The organism is Cedecea sp. B1(4) (assembly GCF_059414925.1).
Genome location: NZ_JCAHMZ010000014.1, coordinates 43,752 through 66,658, shown reverse-complemented (window position 1 = coordinate 66,658; position 22,907 = coordinate 43,752). Strand labels below are relative to the sequence as shown.

Annotated in this window: 21 protein-coding genes; 9 read left to right on the top strand and 12 right to left on the bottom strand. The window is 55.1% G+C overall.

The genetic code is table 11. The features are described from left to right. Positions 1-292 precede the first annotated feature (292 nt). On the bottom strand, positions 293-859 hold the full coding sequence (locus ACR6JA_RS21130) for a YceI family protein (RefSeq protein WP_494494366.1): 567 nt from the start codon (positions 857-859) through the stop codon (positions 293-295). 268 nt (positions 860-1,127) lie between these two features. Between ACR6JA_RS21130 and ACR6JA_RS21125 the strand changes: the two genes are divergently transcribed. Then, complete coding sequence (locus ACR6JA_RS21125; protein ID WP_213716729.1) at positions 1,128-1,991, top strand: dioxygenase family protein; 864 nt, start codon at positions 1,128-1,130, stop codon at positions 1,989-1,991. 48 nt (positions 1,992-2,039) lie between these two features. Continuing rightward, positions 2,040-3,323, top strand: a complete 1,284-nt coding sequence (gene folC, locus ACR6JA_RS21120; protein WP_213716727.1) for a bifunctional tetrahydrofolate synthase/dihydrofolate synthase — start codon at positions 2,040-2,042, stop codon at positions 3,321-3,323. Between the two features lie 75 nt (positions 3,324-3,398). On the opposite strand, the gene bglX is transcribed toward folC, so the two are convergent. Continuing rightward, positions 3,399-5,696 carry a beta-glucosidase BglX gene (gene bglX / locus ACR6JA_RS21115; RefSeq protein ID WP_494494365.1) on the bottom strand — a complete coding sequence of 766 codons (2,298 nt, stop codon included), beginning with the start codon at positions 5,694-5,696 and terminating at the stop codon, positions 3,399-3,401. Between the two features lie 176 nt (positions 5,697-5,872). Here bglX and dld point away from each other — a divergent pair, with 176 nt between their 5' ends. After that, positions 5,873-7,606, top strand: a complete 1,734-nt coding sequence (dld, locus tag ACR6JA_RS21110) for a D-lactate dehydrogenase (RefSeq protein ID WP_213716723.1) — start codon at positions 5,873-5,875, stop codon at positions 7,604-7,606. Between the two features lie 113 nt (positions 7,607-7,719). Beyond that, positions 7,720-8,274: a GNAT family N-acetyltransferase gene (locus ACR6JA_RS21105; RefSeq protein ID WP_213716721.1), complete on the top strand. Its 555-nt coding sequence runs from the start codon at positions 7,720-7,722 to the stop codon at positions 8,272-8,274. Here ACR6JA_RS21105 and pbpG read toward each other — a convergent pair whose 3' ends face one another. Together pbpG and ACR6JA_RS21095 are read right to left on the bottom strand one after the other, a co-directional pair. After that, complete coding sequence (gene pbpG, locus ACR6JA_RS21100) at positions 8,275-9,216, bottom strand: D-alanyl-D-alanine endopeptidase (protein ID WP_166866045.1); 942 nt, start codon at positions 9,214-9,216, stop codon at positions 8,275-8,277. 161 nt (positions 9,217-9,377) lie between these two features. Continuing rightward, positions 9,378-9,965, bottom strand: a complete 588-nt coding sequence (locus ACR6JA_RS21095) for a Yip1 family protein (protein WP_008456316.1) — start codon at positions 9,963-9,965, stop codon at positions 9,378-9,380. A gap of 288 nt (positions 9,966-10,253) precedes the next feature. On the opposite strand from ACR6JA_RS21095, the gene ACR6JA_RS21090 reads away from it, so the two are divergent. Then, a complete protein-coding gene (locus ACR6JA_RS21090) occupies positions 10,254-10,817 on the top strand; it encodes a DedA family protein (RefSeq protein WP_039291324.1) in 564 nt (187 codons plus the stop codon). Here ACR6JA_RS21090 and ACR6JA_RS21085 read toward each other — a convergent pair. Beyond that, entirely contained in the window at positions 10,814-11,383 is a 570-nt protein-coding gene (locus tag ACR6JA_RS21085) for a TetR/AcrR family transcriptional regulator (protein WP_213716719.1), read from the bottom strand. The two genes, ACR6JA_RS21090 and ACR6JA_RS21085, sit on opposite strands and share 4 nt — an antisense overlap. A 105-nt stretch (positions 11,384-11,488) precedes the next feature. Here ACR6JA_RS21085 and ACR6JA_RS21080 point away from each other — a divergent pair, with 105 nt between their 5' ends. The 3 genes from ACR6JA_RS21080 (at position 11,489) to yohP (ending at position 12,980) form a co-directional block, all read left to right on the top strand. Then, positions 11,489-11,956: a nuclear transport factor 2 family protein gene (locus ACR6JA_RS21080; RefSeq protein ID WP_166995375.1), complete on the top strand. Its 468-nt coding sequence runs from the start codon at positions 11,489-11,491 to the stop codon at positions 11,954-11,956. Between the two features lie 90 nt (positions 11,957-12,046). Further along, complete coding sequence (locus ACR6JA_RS21075; protein WP_213716717.1) at positions 12,047-12,784, top strand: class I SAM-dependent methyltransferase; 738 nt, start codon at positions 12,047-12,049, stop codon at positions 12,782-12,784. 112 nt (positions 12,785-12,896) lie between these two features. Beyond that, positions 12,897-12,980 carry a small membrane protein YohP gene (gene yohP / locus ACR6JA_RS21070; protein ID WP_008456306.1) on the top strand — a complete coding sequence of 28 codons (84 nt, stop codon included), beginning with the start codon at positions 12,897-12,899 and terminating at the stop codon, positions 12,978-12,980. A gap of 38 nt (positions 12,981-13,018) precedes the next feature. On the opposite strand, the gene ACR6JA_RS21065 is transcribed toward yohP, so the two are convergent. Beyond that, positions 13,019-13,972, bottom strand: coding sequence for an MBL fold metallo-hydrolase (locus ACR6JA_RS21065; protein WP_213716715.1), 954 nt, complete (start codon positions 13,970-13,972; stop codon positions 13,019-13,021). A 78-nt stretch (positions 13,973-14,050) separates the two neighbouring features. Here ACR6JA_RS21065 and ACR6JA_RS21060 point away from each other — a divergent pair, with 78 nt between their 5' ends. Next, entirely contained in the window at positions 14,051-14,971 is a 921-nt protein-coding gene (locus ACR6JA_RS21060; protein ID WP_213716714.1) for a LysR family transcriptional regulator, read from the top strand. A 75-nt stretch (positions 14,972-15,046) separates the two neighbouring features. Here ACR6JA_RS21060 and ACR6JA_RS21055 read toward each other — a convergent pair whose 3' ends face one another. The 6 genes from ACR6JA_RS21055 to dusC form a co-directional block, all read right to left on the bottom strand. Next, complete coding sequence (locus tag ACR6JA_RS21055) at positions 15,047-16,441, bottom strand: glycoside hydrolase family 1 protein (protein WP_494494364.1); 1,395 nt, start codon at positions 16,439-16,441, stop codon at positions 15,047-15,049. 15 nt (positions 16,442-16,456) lie between these two features. Beyond that, complete coding sequence (gene bglF, locus ACR6JA_RS21050; RefSeq protein WP_213716710.1) at positions 16,457-18,304, bottom strand: PTS beta-glucoside transporter subunit IIABC; 1,848 nt, start codon at positions 18,302-18,304, stop codon at positions 16,457-16,459. A 136-nt stretch (positions 18,305-18,440) separates the two neighbouring features. Next, entirely contained in the window at positions 18,441-19,280 is an 840-nt protein-coding gene (gene licT / locus ACR6JA_RS21045; RefSeq protein ID WP_494494363.1) for a BglG family transcription antiterminator LicT, read from the bottom strand. 161 nt (positions 19,281-19,441) lie between these two features. Further along, a complete protein-coding gene (gene surE / locus ACR6JA_RS21040) occupies positions 19,442-20,332 on the bottom strand; it encodes a 5'/3'-nucleotidase SurE (protein WP_494494362.1) in 891 nt (296 codons plus the stop codon). A gap of 24 nt (positions 20,333-20,356) precedes the next feature. Then, positions 20,357-21,685 carry an OprD family outer membrane porin gene (locus tag ACR6JA_RS21035; RefSeq protein ID WP_494494361.1) on the bottom strand — a complete coding sequence of 443 codons (1,329 nt, stop codon included), beginning with the start codon at positions 21,683-21,685 and terminating at the stop codon, positions 20,357-20,359. Between the two features lie 279 nt (positions 21,686-21,964). Continuing rightward, positions 21,965-22,900: a tRNA dihydrouridine(16) synthase DusC gene (gene dusC / locus ACR6JA_RS21030; protein WP_494494360.1), complete on the bottom strand. Its 936-nt coding sequence runs from the start codon at positions 22,898-22,900 to the stop codon at positions 21,965-21,967. Between the last annotated feature and the right edge of the window lie 7 nt (positions 22,901-22,907).

Here is a 22,907-nt window from a genome sequence, read left to right as displayed (position 1 = left end):
AGCTGTCGGGAACAGCGAAAGAGAGCGATCGTCGGGAACGCATCGCGAACGACCCCGAATGTTTGGGTGATAGCCGGTGGGTTTATCGCTTCAGCGGCGATGAGCTCGCCGGGCGCCGGGGGTTGTCAGGGGGCATGGCGTAGTGCCCCCTGACACGTTCACCGTGATCTGAGCGTATATGGGAAATCGATCTACGGGTGAACGGAAAATTGAAAGGTTAAAATAGGGACCCCAACCACCTCAAAGAATAAGCAATTAAATACACATACAACAAATACTTACATTAAAAAACCTAGCTAATCCTCGCGCGGATTTTAATCTCAATCGCAATACTGTCATCCACCACGGCCTCAAATTTATCCATATTAAAGGCGGCGCGGGAGATAACCGTTGTGGCACGTAATGAGAGGGCATTTTGGCCTGAAGTTAATGCGGGGGCGTTATCCAGACTCGCCTCCAAAACTACCGGACGCTGAACATTTTTTACCTGCAGCAGGCCGAAAATCCGGTAATGCCCGGCCCCCAGGGCCACAACCCTGGTGCTGCTAAACGAGAGCGTTGGGTAATGTGCGGTATCAAAGAATAGCCCGCTCTGCAGCTGATAAGTCAGCAGGCTGTTTGAAGCCTGAAGCGTTGCGGCCGGGATGCGCACGCTGATGCTATCGTGCATGTCGTTCCCTCCATCCAGCAAAACTGAGCCAGTGACGCCGTCGAGGTGCGCCTGTGAAGTCCCGCCAAACGCGCGCCATGAAAGTTCTATCGACGTTTGCGGCGTAAGGACGCTGTAGCTTTCCGGCGCGGCATAAAGCCAAGGGCTAATCGACAGACCGAGGATTATTTTTAGAAGAATACGAAGCATGGAGTATTTCCGGTAGCGGGCATACTCAGCTAACGTTTCACTGCCGCATTTTATTCACATTTAATTTTTTATTGATGCAATAAACTATAAAAACCAGACAAGCCCGTGAGGTTAGATGTCTAACTTCTTAATAACCACACAAAAATAATCAAACCAAAATTAATACACTTGATTACATTAATTCCAGAAGAACATATTTAAAGTTTAAAAAGTCAGTGTCACATTGTGGGTCCCTACCCTACGCCTCGTGACAGCGAGACATAATAAAATGTTAAACATTGATGATAAAAATATTACCCAGGCAGTGCTCTCCAAAATTTCAATTCCCACCGACGACCGTATGCATACGATTTTTACTGGCCTGATCGAGCATTTGCATTCTTTTGCCCGGGATGTCCAGCTCACGGAGCAGGAGTGGGAGAAAGGCATCGAGTTTCTTACCCAGGTTGGAAAATATTGCAGCCCCGAGCGCCAGGAGTTTATTTTGATTTCCGATGTGCTGGGATTATCTTCTTTGGTCATTGCGCAAAATAATCGCAAACCCGCCGGATGCACGGAATCTACCGTATTTGGGCCTTTTCATGTGGCAGAAGCCCCACTTCTTGAACAGGGAGAAGATTTTTCACAGGGCGCGCCGGGCACACCGTGGTTTGTAAGAGGCAAAGTAACCGGGATCGGCGGGGAAACCGTTGCCAATGCAACGATTGATATCTGGCATGCCGACGGCGAGGGCCAATACGATGTGCAGGCAGCGGATATTCACGGACTTCGGTGCCGCGGCGTCATGAAAGCGGATTTACAGGGAAACTTCTTTTTTAGAACCGTGGTTCCTGAGGCTTACGAGATCCCCAGCGACGGTCCGGTTGGCAGCCTGCTCGCCGCCCAGGGGAGGGCCGCGTGGCGCCCGGCGCATCTGCACTTCATGATCAATGCCGAGGGATACCAGCGTTTAATTACGCATGTCTTTAATAAAGAGGATGAATACCTCAATTCGGACAGCGTATTTGGCGTAAGAGCCTCATTGATTGCCGACTGGGTTAAGCACGCGCCGGGCATAGCGCCTGACGGTACGTTTTGCGCGCAATCTTTCTGCACCCTGGACTTCAATTTCGTTCTGAACCCAGCCAGCTAAAGCGGCAACCCCACCCCGCAAAGTTTAGTTTTAACCAAGGAATATTTGATGAGCAACCGCGCCAACATACCCGATCTCACCGCAGACTTACCCCGCTGGCTGGCTTACATCGACAGCCTTCATTCGCAGGTCATTGATATGGGACTGGACAGAATCAGGGACGTGGCAGCCAAACTGAATGTCTTACAGCCCGCCCCTTTTGTCTTTTTGGTCGGCGGGACCAACGGCAAAGGCACCACCTGCCATACCCTTGAAAAAGTGCTGATGCTGTCAGGGCACAAAGTGGGCGTCTTCAGTTCCCCCCACATGATTCATTATAAAGAGACCGTGCGCATTCAGGGCCAGGCGCTGTCGGACGCCGCCCACATTGCTGCTTTTGTTGAAATTGAAAAAGCGCGCGAGGCCACGACGCTCACGCCTTTCGAGTTCAATACGCTAGGCGCATTTTGCCTAATGAAATGGGCTCAGGTTGATGTCGCCATCATTGAGGTCGGCATGGGCGGCCGGGACGATGCGACCAACATTCTCACGCCGGATGTCTCTGTGATAACCAACGTGGCACTGGACCATGAAGACTGGCTGGGGAAAGGCACCGAAGCCATCGGCGAAATCAAAGCGGGCATCTTCCGTAGTGGACGTCCGGCGGTGATTGGGCAAGTTCAGGCACCGGCATCATTGCTTCGCTATGCGGAACAGATTGGCGCGGTCCCCCATCAGCGTGGGGCCAACTGGCAAATAACAGACCGTGGAGATGCATGGGCGTTTAGCGATAACCTCGGCGAAATTGCGCCGCTGAGCCAGCCTAAAATGCCACGCGATAACGTGGCTACCGCACTGGCGGCCCTGCGCGTCAGCGGGCTTAAATTTGATCTTACCGCGCTGAGTGAAGTCATTGATAAAGCCAATTTGCCGGGCCGTTTTCAAGTCATTAACCATCAACCGACGGTGATTTTAGATGTGGCGCATAATCCGCATGCTGCGGCATATTTAGCGGAAAGATTGCGTAACTTCTCCATAAAGGGAAAGTACCTTTTTGTAATCGGTATGCTTATTAATAAAGATATCAACGGCACGATTGAACAGTTAAAAGACCTCAACGGAGAGTGGTATTGCTGTGGTATTCAGGCGGGCCCCAGAAGCTCTAAAGCTGAAGATATTGCTCAGTATTTACCGAAGGCAAAAAGCTTCCCGGATATTTTATCCGGCTGGGAAGCGGCTAAAGATGACGCCAGTGCCGACGATGTGATTGTCGTTTGCGGCTCATTCCATTCTGTTGCGCCAGTATTAAACGAGCTAAATCTTGCCAGCGAAAATAATCAGGGAATACGCTAGCTTTCAGCGGAATATTGATTACACCTAAAAAAACAGCCACCTTTAAAGGTGGCTGCATTTGGATGATCCCCAGTTTTATTTCAGCTCAAATTCACCCTGCTGCACGCGGGCAGAATCGAGGCCGATAAACACGTTGAACTTGCCCGGCTCCGCATCGTACTTCATCTTCGCGTTCCAGAACTTCAGGGCGCTGATGTCGATTGGGAAGCTGACCGTCTGGCTTTCACCCGCTTTCAGCGCCACTTTCTTAAAGCCTTTCAGCTCTTTTACCGGGCGGCTCATGGAAGCGGTCACGTCCTGCAGGTACATCTGCACCACGGTTTCCCCTGCGCGGTCGCCGGTGTTGGTAACGGTAACCGACGCTTCAACTTTACCGTCGCGCTTCATGCCTGGGGCGGAAAGTTTCACATCACCGACTTTAAAGGTGGTGTAGCTCAGGCCGTAGCCAAACGGGTACAGCGGCCCGTTGGCTTCATCGAAGTAGCGGGAGGTGTATTTGTTCGGTTTTTCCGGATCGTACGGGCGGCCGGTATTCAGGTGGCTGTAGTACGTTGGAATTTGCCCCACGGAGCGTGGGAAGGACATAGGCAGTTTGCCGGACGGGTTGTAGTCGCCGAACAGGATATCAGCGACGGCGTTACCGCCTTCCGTGCCGCCGTACCAGGCTTCCAGCATCGCGTCCGCCTGCTGATCTTCTTTCACCAGCGCCAGAGGACGACCGTTCATCAGCACCAGCACCAGCGGTTTACCGGTAGCCTTCAGGGCGGCAATCAGGCCACGCTGGCTCTGCGGCAGCGTCAGGTTGGTGCGGCTGGAGGCTTCGTGCGCCATGCCCTGGGCTTCACCGACCACGGCCACGACTACATCGGCGTTTTTCGCCGTCTTCACCGCTTCGTCGATCATCGCCTTCGGCGTGCGCGGGTCAACGGTGACCGCCGGTTCGTACTGGTTCAGGAACTCGACGATATCTTTTTCATCAGTAACGTTCGCGCCTTTCGCAAACACCACTTTGCCCTGCTGGCCGACGGCATTTTTGATGCCCTCCAGCGGGGTGACAGACTGCGCGGCCACGCCTGCGGCAGACCAGCTGCCCATCGCGTCACGCTTGCTGTCCGCCAGGGGACCAATCACCGCTATGGTGGCGGTCTTTTTCAGCGGCAGAGTCTGCAGGCGGTTTTTCAGCAGCACCATGCTTTCACGCGCCACTTCACGCGCTTCTTTGCGGTGCAGCCGGCTTTCAGCGTTGGTATCTACCGGGTCAGAGTCCTTCGGCCCGAGGTGACTGTACGGATCGTTGAACAGCCCCATGTCGTATTTGACGTTCAGCACGTGGCGAGCGGCGTCATCCAGCTCTTTCATCGGCACTGCGCCGCTTTTCACCAGCTCCGGCAGGTACTTGCTGTAATACTCGTCGCTCATGCTCATGTTGATGCCGGAATTGAGCGCAATGCGCACCGCGTCTTTAGGGTCGCTGGCTACGCCGTGCTTGATAAGCTCTTTAATCGCGCCGTGATCGGAGATGGTGATGCCTTTGAATTTCCATTCGTCGCGCAGCAAATCCTTCAGCAACCAGCTGTCGGCGGAAGCCGGCGTACCGTTCAGGGAGTTCAGCGCCACCATCACGCCGCCGCTGCCCGCGTCCAGCGCGGCTTTGTACGGCGGCATGTAGTCGTTGAACAGGCGCTGAGGGCTCATGTCGACGGTGTTGTACTCTTTCCCGCCCTCGACCGCGCCATAGGCGGCGAAGTGTTTCACGCTGGTCATCACCGAGTAGCGATCCGCCGGGCTTTTGCCCTGCATCGCTTCCACCATGGTGCGCCCCATAATCGAGGTCAGGTAGGTGTCTTCACCAAAGCCTTCGGACACGCGGCCCCAGCGCGGATCGCGCGAGACGTCCACCATTGGTGCCCAGGTCATGTTCAGGCCGTCGTCGGCGGCTTCATAAGCGGAAATCCGCCCCACGGTTTTGACCGCATCAAGGTTGAACGAGGACGCCAGGCCGAGGCTTATCGGGAAAACGGTACGCTGGCCGTGCACCACATCGTAGGCGAAGAAAAGAGGAATTTTCAGGCGGCTGAGCTGCATCACCTGGTCCTGCATGGCGCGAATGTCTTCGCGGGTCACGGTGTTGAAAATGGCTCCCACCTGCCCGGCTTTGATCATTTCGCGGATGGCTTCTTTCGGGTTATCCGGGCCGACGCTTATCAAACGCAGCTGACCGATTTTTTCATCGGTGGTCATTTTTTTCAGCAGGTCGGTGACGTAGGCATCACGCGCTTCCGGCGTTAAAGGGTGCGGGCCAAACATTTCGTCAGCCAGCGCAGGCTGCAGCGCCAGGCTTACGGCAATCCCTACAGAACAGAGCCATTTCATCGGATTCACTCTCACAAGCTTTTGTTAAGGCGTGCAGTTTGCCACATCGCCATCACGGTAAGAAGAGCGTAGCCAAGGCTGGCTGCTGATTTCGTGGAGATTTCCTCGTTACGCTCACGTTTTTCGGCGCTATGCTTAACGACAGACTTTTTGATGCCATCACAAGGAGTGGATCCATGTCTGTTTTGATGACTTCCGATAATAAAACGCTGATAAACGAACTCTCTCGCCACGTTGGCTCGCACCATGTTTTAACCGACCCGGCCAAAACGGCCCGCTACCGCAAAGGCTTCCGTTCCGGCCAGGGGGAAGCGCTGGCGGTGGTCTTCCCCGGCTCTCTGCTGGAGCTGTGGCGCGTATTAAGCGCCTGCGTCGCGGCGGATAAAATCATTATTATGCAGGCCGCTAATACCGGCCTGACCGAAGGCTCGACGCCCAGCGGCAGCGATTACGATCGCGATGTTGTGATTATCAGCACGCTGCGCCTCGACAAGCTGCATCTGCTGGATAAGGGCGAGCAGGTGCTAGCCTACCCAGGCACCACGCTTTACTCGCTGGAAAAAGCGCTGAAACCGCTCGGGCGCGAGCCGCACTCGGTGATTGGATCATCCTGTATTGGCGCTTCGGTAATCGGCGGGATTTGCAACAACTCCGGCGGGTCGCTGGTACAGCGCGGCCCGGCATATACCGAGATGTCGCTTTTCGCGCGCATTGATGAAAGCGGCAAGCTGCAGTTGGTAAACCATCTGGGGATTAACCTTGGCACCACGCCGGAACAAATTCTTGGCGCGCTCGACGATGAGCGCGTGAAAGACAGCGACGTGCAGCACGATGGCCGCCACGCTCACGACCACGATTATGTCACCCGCGTGCGCGACGTGGAGGCCGACACGCCCGCGCGTTATAACGCAGACCCGGACCGCCTGTTTGAATCTTCCGGCTGTGCGGGCAAGCTGGCGGTCTTCGCCGTCCGCCTCGACACCTTCCAGGCGGAAAAGCGCCAGCAGGTGTTTTACATCGGCACCAACCAGCCCCGCGTGCTGGGCGAAATCCGCCGCCATATTCTGGCCAACTTCGAAAATCTGCCGGTTGCCGGGGAGTATATGCATCGCGATATTTACGACATCGCGGAGAAGTACGGCAAAGACACGTTCCTGATGATCGACAAGCTCGGCACCGACAAAATGCCGTTCTTCTTCACCATGAAAGGACGCACCGATGCGATGCTCGATAAAGTGTCGCTGTTTAAGCCGCACTTTACCGACCGCTTTATGCAGAAACTCGGCGGCGTTTTCCCGGCGCACCTGCCGGAACGGATGAAAACCTGGCGGGATAAATATCCTCACCATCTGCTGCTGAAAATGGCCGGGGACGGGATCGATGAAGCCAAAGCATGGCTGAGCGAATATTTTAAAACCGCCGAAGGTGACTTCTTCGTTTGTACTGCGGAGGAAGGCAGCAAAGCCTTCCTGCACCGCTTTGCCGCCGCCGGGGCCGCCATCCGCTATCACGCCGTGCATGCGGATGAAGTGGAAGATATTCTGGCGCTGGATATCGCGCTGCGCCGCAACGACGAAGACTGGTTCGAAGAGCTGCCGCCGGAGATCGGCGATAAGCTGATCCACCGTCTCTATTACGGCCACTTTATGTGCCATGTCTTCCACCAGGATTACATCGTCAAAAAAGGCGTGGACGTGCACGAGCTGAAAGAGCAGATGCTGGCGCTGTTGCACGAACGCGGGGCGCAGTACCCCGCCGAGCATAACGTAGGCCATCTCTACAAAGCGCCGGAAACGCTGAAGCAGTTCTACAAGGCCAACGACCCGACCAACAGCATGAACCCGGGGATTGGCAAAACAACCCGGCGTAAAAGCTGGGCCGAAGACGACAGCGTGCAGGAGCACGGCTGACAGAGATAAGTTTCTCCTATGACGAGCAAACTATGTTTCACGCTTTTTTGGGCATAGATTAATGAAGCAGGGTGAAGGCTATCTTCACCCTTTTTCTGCCCAAGGAGCGAAAGATGTCCGCAGTAGAAACTCTGCCTTTCCCTGCCGTACTCATCAGGGAGGCCACCCCCGACGATATCCCCACGATGACAACGATTTATGCCTGGCACGTGCTGCACGGCAAAGGATCGTTTGAAGAAACTCCGCCTGATGGAAAACAGATGACCGAGCGGCTGGCGGCGGTTCGCGCTCACGGCCTGCCGTGGCTGGTTGCGGTGATTGACAATCAAGTGGTGGGCTACTGCTACGCTACGGTGTACCGCCCTCGCCCCGGCTACCGCTACACGGTAGAAGATTCGGTGTATATCGACGCCGCAATGACCGGACGCGGCATTGGCAAAGCCCTGTTGAGCCAGCTCATCTCACTGTGTGAAAAAGGGCCCTGGCGGCAGATGATTGCGGTGATTGGCGACGGGGAAAATAATACCGGATCGTGCAAATTACACAGTCAGCACGGGTTTGAAACCGTCGGATGTTTGCGAAGCGTTGGCTTTAAGCTGGGAGACTGGCGGGACACGGTGATGATGCAGCGCCCCCTCAACGGTGGAGACGGGACGCTGCCGGACTGATTACTCTTCTTCTGAACCTGCTGCGGTGTTGCTGGCCATTTGCGCCGCTTTAGAGCGCTTGTAGCTTAACGCCGCCGCCGGAACAGGGGTTACTTTGCCGGTTTCCAGGAAGGAACGCAGGCGGTTGGCGTCAGCGAAGTGGGTGTATTTCCCGAACGCATCCAGCACCACCAGCGCCACTGGGCGGCCGTTGATGACCGTGCGCATGACCAGGCAGTGGCCTGCGTTATTGGTAAAGCCAGTCTTCGTCAGCTGAATATTCCAGTTTTCACGGTACACCAGATGGTTGGTGTTGCGGAAAGGCAGCGTATAAGCCGGGTTGCGGAAGGTCGCCATATCTTCATGCGTGGTGCTGAGCTGGCCCAGCAGAGGGTATTTCTGCGTCGCCACCAGCAGTTTGGTCAGATCGCTCGCGGTCGAGACGTTTTCAATCGACAGGCCGGTAGGCTCCACATAGCGGGTGTGGGTCATGCCGAGGGACTTCGCCTTCGCATTCATCGCACGAATAAACGCGTCGTAGCCGCCAGGGTAGTGATGTGCCAGGCTCGCCGCCGCGCGGTTTTCTGACGACATCAGCGCCAGCAGCATCATGTTTTTGCGGCTGATTTCGCTGTTCAGGCGAACGCGAGAGTAAACGCCCTTCATTTCAGGCGTGTGGCTGATGTCCACTTTCAGCATTTCATCCATCGGCAGATGGGCGTCCAGCACCACCATCGCGGTCATCAGCTTGGTGATGGAGGCAATAGGACGAACCAGATCCGGATGGCTGGAATAGAGAATCTTGTTAGTTTGCAGATCGACAATCATGGCGCTGCCGGAGGCAATCTCCTGACCGGCGCTGGCCGCGTGGGTGGCGACCTTACTGGCCTCTGCCTGCGGGGCAAAAGGCACAGTCATCATCAGCGCAAGGCTGAACAACGATAAACGGATTTTTGTCGGCATGGTGACACTTCTGTAATGATTCCGGAAAAGTAGAGGCTCACCGCTAAGCGTCATCGGGATGACATAAACGTGCGGGGCGCCGGAATCATACTCCGCCGCCCCGCTTGACTGCCAGTTAAGAATCGTAACGTTATATCAAAACTTTCTGTTAATTCGCCCCGTCAGAACAAACGGTAGCCATAGCCCCACAGAATCACCGCGACGGCCAGCAATACTTCCAGCACCAGCACGCCAATGGCCAGGGTTGAGCTGGAAAAACTCATCCCCTCTTCTTTGTCGATGCCGAGGAAGTCTGGCACGCCAACGTAGAGCAGATAGCCGGTGTAGACCAGCGCCAGGGCGCCTACCGCCACGCACAGCCAGACCAGCGGATAAAGTGCCACAATCCCGCTTAAGAACAGCGGCGTGGCCACGTACCCTGCGAAAACCATACAGCGGGCAAGCGACGGGCGCTGCGGATAGTTACGCGCCATCCACCAGATAACCCGGCCCATCACCGCGACGCCGCCGAGCATCAGAGCGTAGAAAAGAATGCCCAGATACAGGCCGGTAAACATAGAGAGCTGAACGTAGGTGCCGTCCCCGAAGTTCCAGCCGATTTGCGTGGTGCCGATAAACGCGCAGATGACGGGAATAGCCGCCATCAACAGCACATGGTGAGTGTAGTGGTGCGAGACGGACTCGTTCTCGCGCTTAATTTCCTGCATTTCCCGATTGGGATGGGAAAACAATCCCCAGACATGGCTCATACAACCTCCGGACCTGCGGCGCAAATGCTTGCGATACTCCAAGTATAATTCACCTTCAGGTTATTATTTAACCAGACGAAAAATATCTCCGATTCTGTACAAGCCTGGCGGCGATGAGTTGTATGCTTTAGGGAAAATTTCATACCCTAAATAATTCGAGTTGCAGGAAGACGGCAAGGCCGGGAATCCTCAGGAGCATAGCTAACTATGTGACTGAGGTGAGCGGATGCAGCCAACGCACCTGCCACTTGAAGTATGACGGGTATACATGGAGGAGAGTCCAGCTTAATGGATATCAATGGCTTAATAGAACAGTATGGCTACGCCGCGCTGATTATCGGCAGTATGGCAGAGGGGGAAACCATTACCCTGCTAGGCGGCGTGGCCGCGCATCAGGGGCTTTTAACCTTCCCATTAGTCGTCCTGTCTGTCGCGCTGGGCGGCATGATTGGCGATCAGGTGCTGTTCCTGGTCGGCAGACATTTCGGCAGCGCCCTGCTGGCTCGCTTTAAGAAGCATCAAAAGAAAGTGGCCAAGGCGCAGGCGCTGATCAACCGCCATCCCTATTTGTTCGTGATTGGCAGCCGCTTTATGTACGGGTTTCGCATCGTCGGGCCGATTATCATCGGCGCCAGCAAGCTGCCGCCAAAGCTGTTTATCCCGCTGAATATCTGCGGGGCCATCTTGTGGGCCACGCTGTTTACGACGCTCGGCTATCTCGGCGGTGAAGTCGTCGGCCCGTGGCTGCACAGCCTGGATACGCACCTGCGCCACTGGATTTGGCTTATTGTCGCCGTGGTGCTGGTCGTGGCCGTCCGCCTGTGGTTCAAGCACCGGCAAAAAGAGGATTAACCCTCTGCTGCGGGCAGCAGCGCCAGCCACGCCCGCAGCAGCAGAAGCGCCTCTTCGCCGCGGCCATCGCGCTGGGCTTTGACTATCGCCCCGTCAATCACCAGCGCCAGCATTGCTGCCAGCTCCCTGCCCTCGGCATTATCGGGCAAATAACCCGCCAGACATTCCACCATCGCCTGCTTATGGGCCCGGGCAATCGGCAGCGTTTCCGGCAGCGCCTCAGCCATTTCCACCGCCGAGTTGATAAACGCACAGCCGCGAAATGCCTCGTCGTCAAACCAGTTTTGCAAGGTGGCCGCTAACGCTTCCATCAACCCTTTCCCTTCTCCGGTTTGCGCTTCCAGCGTACGGCTAAACCACGTCATCCAGCGCTGATGGCGGTAATCCAGAAAGGCACGGATCAGATCGTCTTTGGCCGGAAAATGCCGGTAGAAGGTCACTTTGGTGACGCTGGCTTCTTTGATGATTCGGTCTATGCCAGTGGCACGAATACCGTCGCGGTAAAACAAGTCGTGCGCGGTGTGCAAAATACGGTCGCGGGCGCCGGGGGTCGCAGCAGTAGGCATGATTTCTCCTGTTAAAAATCTATCATGACGTATGTAGACAAATCTGTCTACCCAAGATAGTCTAGAAGAGTAGACAGACCTGTCTACATATCACAGGAGCAGACCATGACAGTAAAACCCCCGGTTCCCCCGTTTACGCTCGAAACGGCAAAACAAAAAGTTCGCCTGGCGGAGGACGCCTGGAACAGCCGCGATCCTGAACGCGTCTCGCAGGTTTACGCCCTGAATACCCACTGGCGCAACCGCGCCGAGTTTGTTGCTGGCCGTGAAGCCGTCGTCGGCTTTTTAACCCGTAAATGGCAGCGGGAGCTGGACTACCGGCTGATCAAAGAGATCTGGGCACACGACGGGAACCGCATTGCGGTGCGCTTCGCCTACGAATGGCACGATGATTCCGGCAACTGGTTCCGCAGCTTTGGCAACGAAAACTGGGAATTTGATGAACAGGGCCTGATGATTAACCGCCACGCCTGTATCAACGACACGCCAATCAAAGAGAGCGAGCGTGCCTTTTTCTGGCCGCTGGGCCGCCGCCCGGACGATCATCCTGAGCTCAGTCATTTCGGTTTTTAACGGTTTTGCCGCCGGAGCGGTTTTCTTTCCGGCGGCGTCGCGTCTAAAATTCCTGCTGGCCAATGATGGCCTCTGTGATTAAGAGGATTTATGACGCAAAATATCTATGACGACCCGGCCTTTTTTGCCGGCTATGCCACGCTGGACCGCTCTGTTAAAGGTCTGGATGGCGCGCCTGAATGGGCAAAAGTTCAGGCGATGCTGCCGCCACTGGCGGGCAAGCAGGTGCTGGATTTAGGCTGCGGCTACGGCTGGTTTTGCCGCTATGCAAGAGATGCCGGCGCGGCAAAAACGATCGGGCTGGATGTATCGACGCTCATGCTCGCCAAAGCCCGTGAAATGACCGAAGGCCCCGGGATCGAATATCGCCTGGAGGATCTTTCCGCCCTGCAACTGCCGGCCAACAGTCTCGATCTGGCCTACAGTTCGCTGGCGCTTCACTACCTGGAAGACATTCGCCCGCTGTTTGCCACGCTTGAACAGGCCCTGATGCCGGGCGGCAAGCTGGTCTTTACCGCCGAGCACCCGATCTATACCGCCCCCGCGACGCAGACCTGGCTGCAGGATCGGGCCGGGCAACGCAGCTGGCCGGTGAATCATTATCAGCAGGAAGGCGAGCGTCTCAGCAACTGGTTTGCCGAAGGCGTGAAGAAACAGCACCGCAAGCTGGCCACCTGGATTAATGCCCTGATTGAAAGCGGCTTTGTGATTGAAAAGCTCGACGAATGGGGCCCGGAAGCCGAACAAATTGCCCTCAACCCCGGGCTGGCAGAAGAGGCCGAACGGCCAATGATCTTCCTGCTCGCGGCAGGTAAGCCCCAACGCTAAAGCTCAGTCGTACCCTTTTTCTCGATTATTCCGTCTATGGGGAGGCAACTCCCCCGTCTTCGTATCCTTTGCCTATACTCAAAAAGAGCCAACTAAAAGGTAAGGAGCGCTAATGAAAATTATTTTATGGGCCATTCTGATTATCTTCCTCATCGGGCTGCTGGTGGTGACCGGCGTATTCAAAATGATCTTTTAAAAACGCCTGGCGCCACGTGGTTGTGGCGCCTTTGGTTATCAATCCGATCTGCTGCTGTAGTTTACCGGCACCCAGCGCCAGGCTTTGCCTTCTTGTTTCACATGACCAATCCCAGGGAAAGCAATGTGCGCCGCCGCGACCCAGTCGTCTTCCTCCGCTGCCAGTTTTAACACCTTCTCACGCGTGGCAACCGCCTGCTGCTGGTTAACATCGAAATGAATCGCCACTTCAGGATCGGGCATCTGCACCGCTTTAGCATGAATAATATCGCCCCACATCAGCATGTTTTGGCCGCCGCGGCTAACACGATAAATCACGCTACCCGGCGTGTGCCCTGCGGCAGGAATGGCTTCGATGCCCGGAAGGATTTCAGTGGGTGCATGAAAAGTGGCTAGCTTACCGGCGTCAATTACAGGGCGAAGCGAACGTTCAGATTCAGCAAAAGTATGCCGCTGGCCCGGCTCAACGTCGCTGAGGTGAGCGGAGTTGAGCCAGAAATCGACATCTTTCTGCTCCACGCGAACCGTCGCGTTGGGGAAAGCAGGCTTGCCGCGGTATTCCACCCCGCCGGAATGATCGGCATGAATATGGGTCAGCAGCACCAGAGAAATATCTTCAGGGACAATACCTGCCGCCCGTAAATTCTCCAGCAGGTGCCCACCCGCAGAGCCAAATAATTCCCCGGCTCCCGTATCAACCAGAATCAGTTCGCGCCCCGTATTGATAACAAAGGCATTGATCGACGTTTCTGCGGCGGGCGTCATCGCGTCCTCCGCCATACGCTGGCGTAACTTCTGCGGCGTGATATGCGTCAGCAATTTATCCAGCGGTACGACTACCGTGCCGTCCGACACCGCCGTAATTTGCCAGTCCCCCAGCATCATGCGGTAATATCCAGGCGATTGCTGCTGCGTTATAGCCTGCGGCGTGGCAAGGACAGAAACGGATATTGTGCCGGCTAAAAGCGTTAGCAACATGAGGAAAGTTTTCATTTTATTCTCCGGGCAGGTGTTCAACTTGCCGCCAGTATCCCGTCGGGCGTATCATCACGCCAATTGATTGGAGAAATGATGACTATCAAAGAAAATGATTTCCGCAAAATCGATCTCAACCTGCTGATCGCTTTTGCCGTGCTGTTCCGCGAGCAAAGCGTCTCGCTGGCGGCCGACAAGCTGCACCTCGGACAGCCTGCGGTCAGCGGCGCGCTGGCAAGATTGCGGGATATGTTCGACGACCCGCTGTTTATTCGCAGCGGCCACCGCATGCAGCCCACCGCGCGCGCAAGCGAACTGCACACCGAGCTGATGCCTCTGCTGGAGCAGCTGCAAAGCGCTCTTTTCCAGCAGGCTGAGTTTTGCCCGGCCAGCGCCAAAGCGACCGTGACCATCGGCATGACCGACTGGGTGGAAATGTGGCTGATGCCAAAACTCATTCCCGCGCTGAAGCAGGATGCGCCGGGGATGCGCATTAACGTTGTCGCCAGCGACCCGTTTACCGACGCCCAAAGGCTGGAAGGCGGCGAGCTGGATATGGCGATCAGCGTGGCGAACCAAAGCGCCCGCTGGCTGGAGCGTGAAGTGTTGACCAGCATGAATTTTATGACGCTATGGCACCCACAGCACATCGAGGCCAGTGCACCGCTGCCGCTGGAAGAATATGTTGCCCATCAGCACGTGCTGGTCAGCTATCGTGAAGCCAACAGCAGCCAGATAGACACCCTGCTGGCAAAGCTCGGGCAGACGCGCCACATCAGCTACACCACGCCGCATTTTGCTGCGCTGCCAGGATTGCTGATGCAAATGCCCGCGCTGGCTACCGTGCCGGCAGGATTATCAGCCAGTTGGCAGAAAACCTGGGGTTTGGCTGCAAGCCCGGTTCCGGTAGACGTTCCGCCGTTTGAGGTTGCTTTATTGTGGCATCAGCGCCATAACAGCGATGCCGCGCTGATGTGGCTGCGCGGGTTTATTCAGCGGCTGGTGAATGTGGCGTAATAGAGCAGAAAGGGAAGAGGGAAAACGTATTTTCCCTCTTTTAGTCTGACGACAAACTGGCTTTATTTCCGCGGCTTAGCGCTTCAGGCTGCCGCCCTTCGTGGCAATCACCTCTTTATACCAGTGGAAGCTTTTCTTTCTCGATCGCGCAAGCGTGCCGTGCCCCTGGTCATCGCGATCAACGTAGATAAACCCGTAGCGCTTCGACAGTTCGGCTTTCGACGCACTAACCAGATCGATTGGCCCCCAGCTGGTGTAACCCATCACGTCTACGCCGTCCTCAATCGCCTCGCCCACCTGCACCAGATGATCGTTCAAATAGCTGATGCGGTAATCGTCGTTGATCGTGCCGTCAGCTTCGGGCTTATCTTTCGCTCCCAGGCCATTTTCGACAATAAACAGCGGTTTCTGGTAGCGATCCCACAGCATATTGAGCAGGATGCGCATGCCGGTCGGGTCAATTTGCCAGCCCCATTCAGACGCTGGCAAATGCGGGTTTGGCACCATGCTGAGAATATTGCTGCGGGATTTCGCGTTAAGCTCTGCATCTGCCGTCACGCAGCCGGTCATGTAATAGCTGAATGAGATAAAATCGACGGTGTTTTTCAGAACTTCGCGGTCGTTCTCGCTGATTTCAAGCTGAATGCCGTTATCACGGAAATAGCGCTGCATATAGCCAGGATAGCGGCCCCGACACTGGACGTCGCCGAAGAACAGCCAGCTGCGGTTTTCCTGCAGCGTTTCCAGCACGTCTTCCGGTTTACAGGTGAGCGGGTACATCAGGCCGCCCAGCAGCATATTGCCGATTTTCGCCTCCGGGATGATTTCGTGGCAGGCTTTCACCGCCAGGCTGCTGGCAACCAGCTGATGATGGATAGCCTGATAAATTTCGCCTTTGTTCGGCTCGCCTTCCAGCCCGACGCCGGTCAGCGGCGCATGAAGCGACATGTTGATTTCATTGAAGGTCAGCCACAGCTTCACTTTATGCTTATAGCGGGTGAAAACACAGCGGGCGTAACGCTCAAAGTAGTCAATGACTTTGCGATTGCCCCAGCCGCCGTATTGCTTCACCAGCCACCACGGCATTTCGTAGTGAGACAAGGTCACCATCGGCTGAATCCCGTGCTGCGCCAGCTCATCAAACAGTTTGTCGTAATACGCCAGCCCGGCTTCATTTGGCTCAGACTCGTCGCCCTGCGGAAAAATGCGCGTCCAGGCGATGGAAATACGCAGGCAGCTAAACCCCATTTCGGCAAACAGCGCAATGTCCTGCGGGTAGCGGTGGTAAAAATCGATGGCGATATCTTTAATGCCGCTGTCTCCCGGCACGCGCTCCTTCAATGGGCCAAATACCCCCTGCTGCATGACATCCGAGGTAGAAATGCCCTTTCCGCCCTCCTGCCACGCGCCTTCAACCTGGTTTGCGGCGATAGCCCCGCCCCACAGAAATGTCTTCGGAAATGCTGTCATGTCACTCTCCTTTGCTTAACGTTCTACCGTCAGGAACGGCATACCTGAATTGATGCTGGACTGCTGCGTCACACGGGTGACTGCCCGGTAATCCTCGCTATTGCTGACAATTATCGGCGTAGAGAGGTCGTACCCGGCTGCGAGGATGGCCTCGCGGTCAAAGGTAATGAGCAGATCGCCGGGTTTAATTTTGTCTCCCGGCTGGACGTGGGCAGTGAAATGCTGCCCCTCCAGCTTCACCGTGTCGATGCCAATATGGATTAAGACTTCAATGCCGCTGTCGCTCAGCAAGCCAATGGCATGCCGGGTCTGAAATAGCGAGGCGACTTCACCGTAAAACGGCGCGCGGACTTCGTTTGTCAGTGGAATAATGGCCGCGCCCTTACCCAACAACCCCTCGGCAAACGTAGCATCAGGGACCTGGTCCATCGCCAGTACCGTGCCGCTCATCGGTGCCAGAATGTCCTCATCTCCGGCAATGGCCGTGGGTGATGATGAAGCTGGCGCGCTGCGCGGCAGACCAAAAGCCCAGGTCAGCGCGCAGGCCAGCAGCAGTGATAACAGAGTACCGATGATGGCCCCCCACACGGTGCTGTCCATGCCGCCCGGTGGAAGCATCTGCGCCAGGCTGAAAATACTCGCCAGCCCGAAGGAATAAAGATGGCTTTGGCTAAAGCCGACAATGGCCCCGCCAATGCCCCCGGCGATGCAGCCAAAAATGAAGGGACGGCGGTTAGGCAGCGTCACGCCATACACCGCTGGTTCAGTGATACCGAAGATCCCCGCGGTCACCGCTGAGCCCGACAGAACTTTGAGCTTTGCATCACGCGTAGAGAGAAAGACCCCCAGCGCGGCACCGACCTGCCCCATCACCGCCGGCAGCAGGAGCGGCATCAGCGTGTCCTGCCCCAGCACGCTAAGGTTGTTGATCATGATGGGGACCAGGCCCCAGTGCAGGCCAAAGATCACGCAGACCTGCCAGATAGCGCCCATAACGGTTCCCGCCAGCCACGGCGCAAAGGCATAAATAGCCTGATAGCCGTGGGCCAGCATTTGGCTCAGCCAGGTTGCTGCCGGCCCAATAATCAGGAAAGTCAGCGGCACTACGGCGCCCAGGCAAACCAGAGGCGTGAAAAAGTTCTTCATGGCTGCCGGGAATACCTTATTGCAACGTTTTTCCAGCCAGCAACTCACCCAGGCGGCAAAGATAATTGGGATCACCGAGGAGCTGTAGTTGATAAAGGTGACGGGCAGACCAAGAAAACGTTCAGACTGAGAGGCAGATTCGAAAGCCTGCATAATCAGCGGATGCGTAAGTGCGCCCCCGATGGCCATGGTCAAAAAGGGACTGCCACCAAATTTTTTCCCGGCCGTGTAACCGAGTACCAACGGGAAGAAGTAAAACAGCGAATCGCTGGCAGCGAACCAGATTTTATAGGTCGCAGACTCGGCATTTAGCCAGCCGCAAACCACGCTGAGTGCCAGCATCCCTTTCAGGATACCCGAGGCGGCCATCACGCCCAGGAAAGGGGTAAAAATTGCCGAAACGATATCGATAAGCCGGTTCAATAAGTTGCTTTTTTCGCCCTGGATTTCTTTTGTTACGGCCTCTTCGCTGATGCCTGCCGCCACGCAGACCGCCGTATAAACATCGTGAACGTGGTTGCCAATCACAACCTGGAATTGCCCCCCGCTCTCCACCACCGTAATAACACCCGGGTTGCTCTTCAGCGCCTGAGGCTCTGCGAGCGAGGAGTCATTCAGTTTGAAACGCAGCCTGGTCGCACAGTGCACCAGACTGACGATGTTTTCCTTGCCACCGACATGTTTCAGGATAGCCTGCGCCAGCCCTTGATAGTCCATAACCCTGTTCCTTTTACGTCCCGCCCGCGGGCGATGTCTGCTGAGTAAAGTTAAAAAAAAACCTGAGCCAGCCGCCCCGCAGGGAAGCTAACGCTCAGGTTTTGCCTGCCGAAGCAGTCACAATCCGTTTTGTTATTTAAGCCTTGCGGCTCTCTTTGCGCACTCGCTCAATATGGATAGCGAGGAACATAATTTCTTCGTTGGTCAGCTCGCGCTGGTAGCTTTTGGCCAGATGCCGCTGAAGTTTCTCTGCACAGCGCCACGCCAGCGGATAGTTATCTTTCACCGCCGCATGCAGAGCTTCATCATCATCCGCCACGGTGGTGCGGTTCAGCATTCTTTGAGCAAAAAACTTCAAATGCGTGACAAAGCGCTGGTAGCTCAGACTCTCGGTCTGGTATTCAATTTGCAGCTGGTACTTCACGATATGCAGGATCTCCTGCATCACGCGGGTGATATCCATGACCTCAGGCATTTCCCCTTCAAGCTGTGCTGTCACCAGATGCAGCGCGATGAACCCCGCTTCATCTTCAGCAAGCAGTACATCGAGGCGTCGGTGAATGATACCAATCGCCTCCAGCCCCAAAGCGAACTCTTTTGGGTATAACCGCTTGATTTCCCACAACAGCACGTTGCGTATTGCCATGCCTTTTTTCTGCCGCTCAATCGCGAAGTGGCAGTGATCCGTCAGCGAAATATAGAGGCTTTCCTGCAGCTTACCGAGGCGTTCCCGCGCCAGTTGAATAATACGATCGCAGGCGGTCATCACCTCCAGCGGGATCTGGTTCAGCAGCTCGCTTAATCTCGCCACTAGCTCATCGCTTTGCAGGGCAAACACTTTTTCTATTTGGCTGCGATCGAGGTTATCTCCTGGCTTTTTTTGGAAGCCGAGCCCCTTCCCCATCACCACCTGTTCGCGCTGGTGCTCGTCGAGAATAACCACTACGTTATTGTTCAGTATCTTGGCGATTTCCATGGTTACCCCAGAAACAAAAAAACCTGACCTCTGGCAGAGCCAGATGATCAGGTTTTGCCTGCTAAGCGCAGTAACAATCCAACATATGCACTCTATCACGGAGGATATATCGCTCAAGCTCGTAGGGCGAAAACCGTGATAGCGATCGCGACACTGCCTGACTAGTTAGCCGCGGTTTCTGCTGCAAACAGTTTGCGATACTGTTCGTCAAACTGCGGCGCATTCCACTCTCCGTCAAAGACGGTCCAGGTAATATATCCACGGTTTAGCCAGCCGGTATCGGTATCAGCGTCCACCGGCGTCAGCACTTTCTCACTCATGATTTGCTGCGCTTTACCGTCAGGCAACAGTTTGTAGTAGTGCTGAGGCACCGGATTTTGCTCATTTTCAACAAATTTCATGCCCTTAATGGCCTTCTTTTCTAACGGCGGATAGTTAATGCTTAACCCCGAACCGGCGGGTAGCAGCGGCTGACCCGGTTGCCAGGTTTTCGCGAGCGTATCCACAAGGCCAACCACGTAGTCGACTGAGTCCGGCCAGAATTTATGCGTACTTGGCCACCCGGCCTTCATCTCCTGCTCGTTGAGAATATAGCCAATACTGGCGGCAATAGATGGATAACCATACCGAACCGCGCGGGCTGCGGCACCGATGGTGCCAGAGTTCAGCTGCGCAACGCCGGTATTGGGACCGTCGTTCACGCCGGAGATAACCAGGTCCGGCGGCGTATCTTTCATCACGCCCAGCACGCCGAAGTCAAGGGCGTCGGCGGGGGTGCCTGGGAAGCAGTAGCGCTTGTCGGCCACCTTTTTAACGTCGAATATTTTATTCGGTTTAAAGGTAATGGCCGAGCCAATACCGCTTTGATTGGTGGACGGTGCTACCATCCAGACGTCATATCCTTTCGCCGCCAACTTTTCCTGCAGTGAGGTTGTGCCAACGGACTGACAGCCATCGTCATTGACCAGCAAAATGCGCATTGGGCGCTCGGCGGCAAAGGCAGAGCCCGCCATTAACGTAAGCACCAGCCCGGCGATAATGTTCTTTTTCATGTTCACTCCTTATTTATAACGTCATCAGAATAAATTGAACCGATATTCAACGCGCACGGTTCCGCCCACACCTTTGGCGCGACGGAAGCTATGGTTGTTCTCATCGAGAGAAGGCATTTTGGCAGAGGTTAATTTCCAGCTATAGCTCGGTCCAAACCCGGCGAATATGTTCAGACCTTTAACCTGTGGGCTATGCCAGAGAAAATACCCCCCATACTCCCACTCTTTTAAATCAACACCATTGTATTGCATGCCAAAACCGTAATTTCCGTAGATGCCCACTAATAATTCAGGCAAGATTTTATACTGGCTGTATAAATACAGCATTTGTTCGCCGTCGTTGATGTAGTCGTTGCCCTCGCCATCGGCTTTGCTATTAAAGGCACCCCGGGTGTTTTTACCAAAGTGCCAATAAAAATGACCTAAACCGTTATCCAGCGGCGCTCGGGTGTGCGACCAACCGAGGCCAGATTCCGCTCGCCCGTATTGATAGCCGACAAGGGCAAAAAGATGTTGTGCGCTGCGGCTGAACCCTCGAGCCCCCTCCCAGTCGCTGAGGCCCCGAGCATAGTAGTAAGTGCTTCGCGCCAGGAGATTGAAATCTTTACTAAGCGGCACCACGGCATTCGCTTCAAGCCCGTGGCGGAGAAGATAGCTATCGCTCTCGGCAGCAATGTAGCTGATTTTACTACCTTTTCCAGGAGACCAGCTCAGTTCACTGGTCGCAATGTAGTCAATTTGCTTGTTAGTTTTTAGGGTGCGAAAGCGGCGTTTTTCCGGCTCATCGCGCTCAGAAAAGCGGTTCACAACGGCGGCCTTTGCGCCAAAGTTGCCCCACGCAAACTCGGCGCTAACGCCTTCCCAGGTACTGGGGGCGGCACGGCTGCGGGTGACGTTTAACGCGCCGAATTTATAGAGTTGACGCCAGCCAGCCCAAAGAGAGAGATGCCGCTCAGCGTCGCCCCATCGCGCTTTGGCGTACAGTTGCCCAAGCTTATTGAAGCCTTGCGCTTTGCCGTTTTTATCGCGCAACAAGTCTCTACCGTAGAAGGCATCGTTGGCGTACAGCTTCGCTACGCCATACCATGAAGCATCAATGCCCACGCTGTCCCACAGCCAGCCGCTTTGCCAGTCCAGATGCACCGCCTGAGCCCAGGCGTTCTGATCGCCAATCCCCTGGTCCGCCATTGCATCGGTGGTATTCAACATCCAGACATTTTTTAAGGTGGCATCGAGATGGCTGTTCGTCAGCAGGCCACCGTCATAGTGAGCATAGCTTGCCAACGCATCGGACATACCTCCCAAGGCAAACAGCAGCATCATGCCACCGGTTATTTTTGTGCGTGAGTACATGATAAACGTCCCTTGTTTTAATAAAAAAAAAAGCAAAAAAAAACCTAAATTCATTTCCCGACACGCGGAGAATGAATTTAGGTTTTGCCTGTTAAACAGTAGCAATCCTTGGTGTAATTTATGGGGCTATAATGGCATCATGCTGAAACCAGCTCCAGCACTAAATAAAATAAAAATGAAATTTTGTGAACTCTATTCAGGAAACAATGAAAGAAGATAAATTAATTTAGAAAAATGCCCGCCAATTAAAAGTTCAATTAACGGGTTATCTAAAAGAGATTATTTTAACGCGCCAATAACATTGGCGATTTCACCGGACGTTTTTAACGTACGAATGAGGGTAAACAGCTCCGTTGCTTCGGCGTATTCTTTACGCAAATAACCAAGCCACTGCTTAATCCTTGCCACGTGATACAGCCCGGTATCACCCTGCTTTTCGAGACGACTGTATTTTTGCAACAGCGTTACAACCTCGGCCCACGGCATTCGCGCTTCGTTGTATTTGATAACCCGGCTCAGGTTTGGCACATTCAGCGCCCCGCGCCCAATCATCACCGAATCACATCCCGTCGCCGCAAGGCAATCCTGTGCGCTTTGCCAGTCCCAGATTTCGCCGTTAGCGATGACCGGGATCGACAGCCGCTGACGAATCTCACCGATGGCACCCCAGTTGATCAGCTCGGCTTTGTAGCCGTCTTCTTTAGTACGTCCGTGAACCACCAGCTCTGTCGCCCCCGCCTGCTGCACGGCATCAGCAATTTCAAACTGACGCGCACCGCTGTCCCAGCCGAGGCGAATTTTTACCGTGACCGGCAAATACGCTGGCACAGCCTCACGCATGGCTTTCGCGCCGCGGTAAATGAGCTCGGGATCTTTGAGCAAAGTCGCCCCGCCGCCGCTGCCGTTAACCAGCTTTGACGGGCAGCCGCAGTTTAAGTCCACGCCCCAGGAGCCGAGTTCGACCGCTCGAGCAGCGTTCTCAGCCAGCCACTGCGGGTATTGCCCAAGAAGCTGGACGCGAACCAGCGTACCGGATGGCGTGCGGCTGGCATGATCGAGTTCGGGGCAAAGTTTGAGGAAAGATTTAACCGGCAACAGCTGATCGACCACGCGAAGAAATTCGGTGATACAGAGATCGTAGTCGTTAACCTCGGTAAGAAGTTCGCGAACTAAAGAGTCGAGAACGCCTTCCATCGGGGCAAGAAGAACACGCATGACGCAT

Excerpts from the sequence above, each read along its gene's own strand:
- ACR6JA_RS21130 (WP_494494366.1), bottom strand. The coding sequence starts at position 859 with ATGCTTCGTATTCTTCTAAAAATAATCCTCGGTCTGTCGATTAGCCCT.
- ACR6JA_RS21125 (WP_213716729.1), top strand. The coding sequence starts at position 1,128 with ATGTTAAACATTGATGATAAAAATATTACCCAGGCAGTGCTCTCCAAA.
- folC (WP_213716727.1), top strand. The coding sequence starts at position 2,040 with ATGAGCAACCGCGCCAACATACCCGATCTCACCGCAGACTTACCCCGC.
- bglX (WP_494494365.1), bottom strand. The coding sequence starts at position 5,696 with ATGAAATGGCTCTGTTCTGTAGGGATTGCCGTAAGCCTGGCGCTGCAG.
- dld (WP_213716723.1), top strand. The coding sequence starts at position 5,873 with ATGTCTGTTTTGATGACTTCCGATAATAAAACGCTGATAAACGAACTC.
- ACR6JA_RS21105 (WP_213716721.1), top strand. The coding sequence starts at position 7,720 with ATGTCCGCAGTAGAAACTCTGCCTTTCCCTGCCGTACTCATCAGGGAG.
- pbpG (WP_166866045.1), bottom strand. The coding sequence starts at position 9,216 with ATGCCGACAAAAATCCGTTTATCGTTGTTCAGCCTTGCGCTGATGATG.
- ACR6JA_RS21095 (WP_008456316.1), bottom strand. The coding sequence starts at position 9,965 with ATGAGCCATGTCTGGGGATTGTTTTCCCATCCCAATCGGGAAATGCAG.
- ACR6JA_RS21090 (WP_039291324.1), top strand. The coding sequence starts at position 10,254 with ATGGATATCAATGGCTTAATAGAACAGTATGGCTACGCCGCGCTGATT.
- ACR6JA_RS21085 (WP_213716719.1), bottom strand. The coding sequence starts at position 11,383 with ATGCCTACTGCTGCGACCCCCGGCGCCCGCGACCGTATTTTGCACACC.
- ACR6JA_RS21080 (WP_166995375.1), top strand. The coding sequence starts at position 11,489 with ATGACAGTAAAACCCCCGGTTCCCCCGTTTACGCTCGAAACGGCAAAA.
- ACR6JA_RS21075 (WP_213716717.1), top strand. The coding sequence starts at position 12,047 with ATGACGCAAAATATCTATGACGACCCGGCCTTTTTTGCCGGCTATGCC.
- yohP (WP_008456306.1), top strand. The coding sequence starts at position 12,897 with ATGAAAATTATTTTATGGGCCATTCTGATTATCTTCCTCATCGGGCTG.
- ACR6JA_RS21065 (WP_213716715.1), bottom strand. The coding sequence starts at position 13,972 with ATGAAAACTTTCCTCATGTTGCTAACGCTTTTAGCCGGCACAATATCC.
- ACR6JA_RS21060 (WP_213716714.1), top strand. The coding sequence starts at position 14,051 with ATGACTATCAAAGAAAATGATTTCCGCAAAATCGATCTCAACCTGCTG.
- ACR6JA_RS21055 (WP_494494364.1), bottom strand. The coding sequence starts at position 16,441 with ATGACAGCATTTCCGAAGACATTTCTGTGGGGCGGGGCTATCGCCGCA.
- bglF (WP_213716710.1), bottom strand. The coding sequence starts at position 18,304 with ATGGACTATCAAGGGCTGGCGCAGGCTATCCTGAAACATGTCGGTGGC.
- licT (WP_494494363.1), bottom strand. The coding sequence starts at position 19,280 with ATGGAAATCGCCAAGATACTGAACAATAACGTAGTGGTTATTCTCGAC.
- surE (WP_494494362.1), bottom strand. The coding sequence starts at position 20,332 with ATGAAAAAGAACATTATCGCCGGGCTGGTGCTTACGTTAATGGCGGGC.
- ACR6JA_RS21035 (WP_494494361.1), bottom strand. The coding sequence starts at position 21,685 with ATGTACTCACGCACAAAAATAACCGGTGGCATGATGCTGCTGTTTGCC.
- dusC (WP_494494360.1), bottom strand. The coding sequence starts at position 22,900 with ATGCGTGTTCTTCTTGCCCCGATGGAAGGCGTTCTCGACTCTTTAGTT.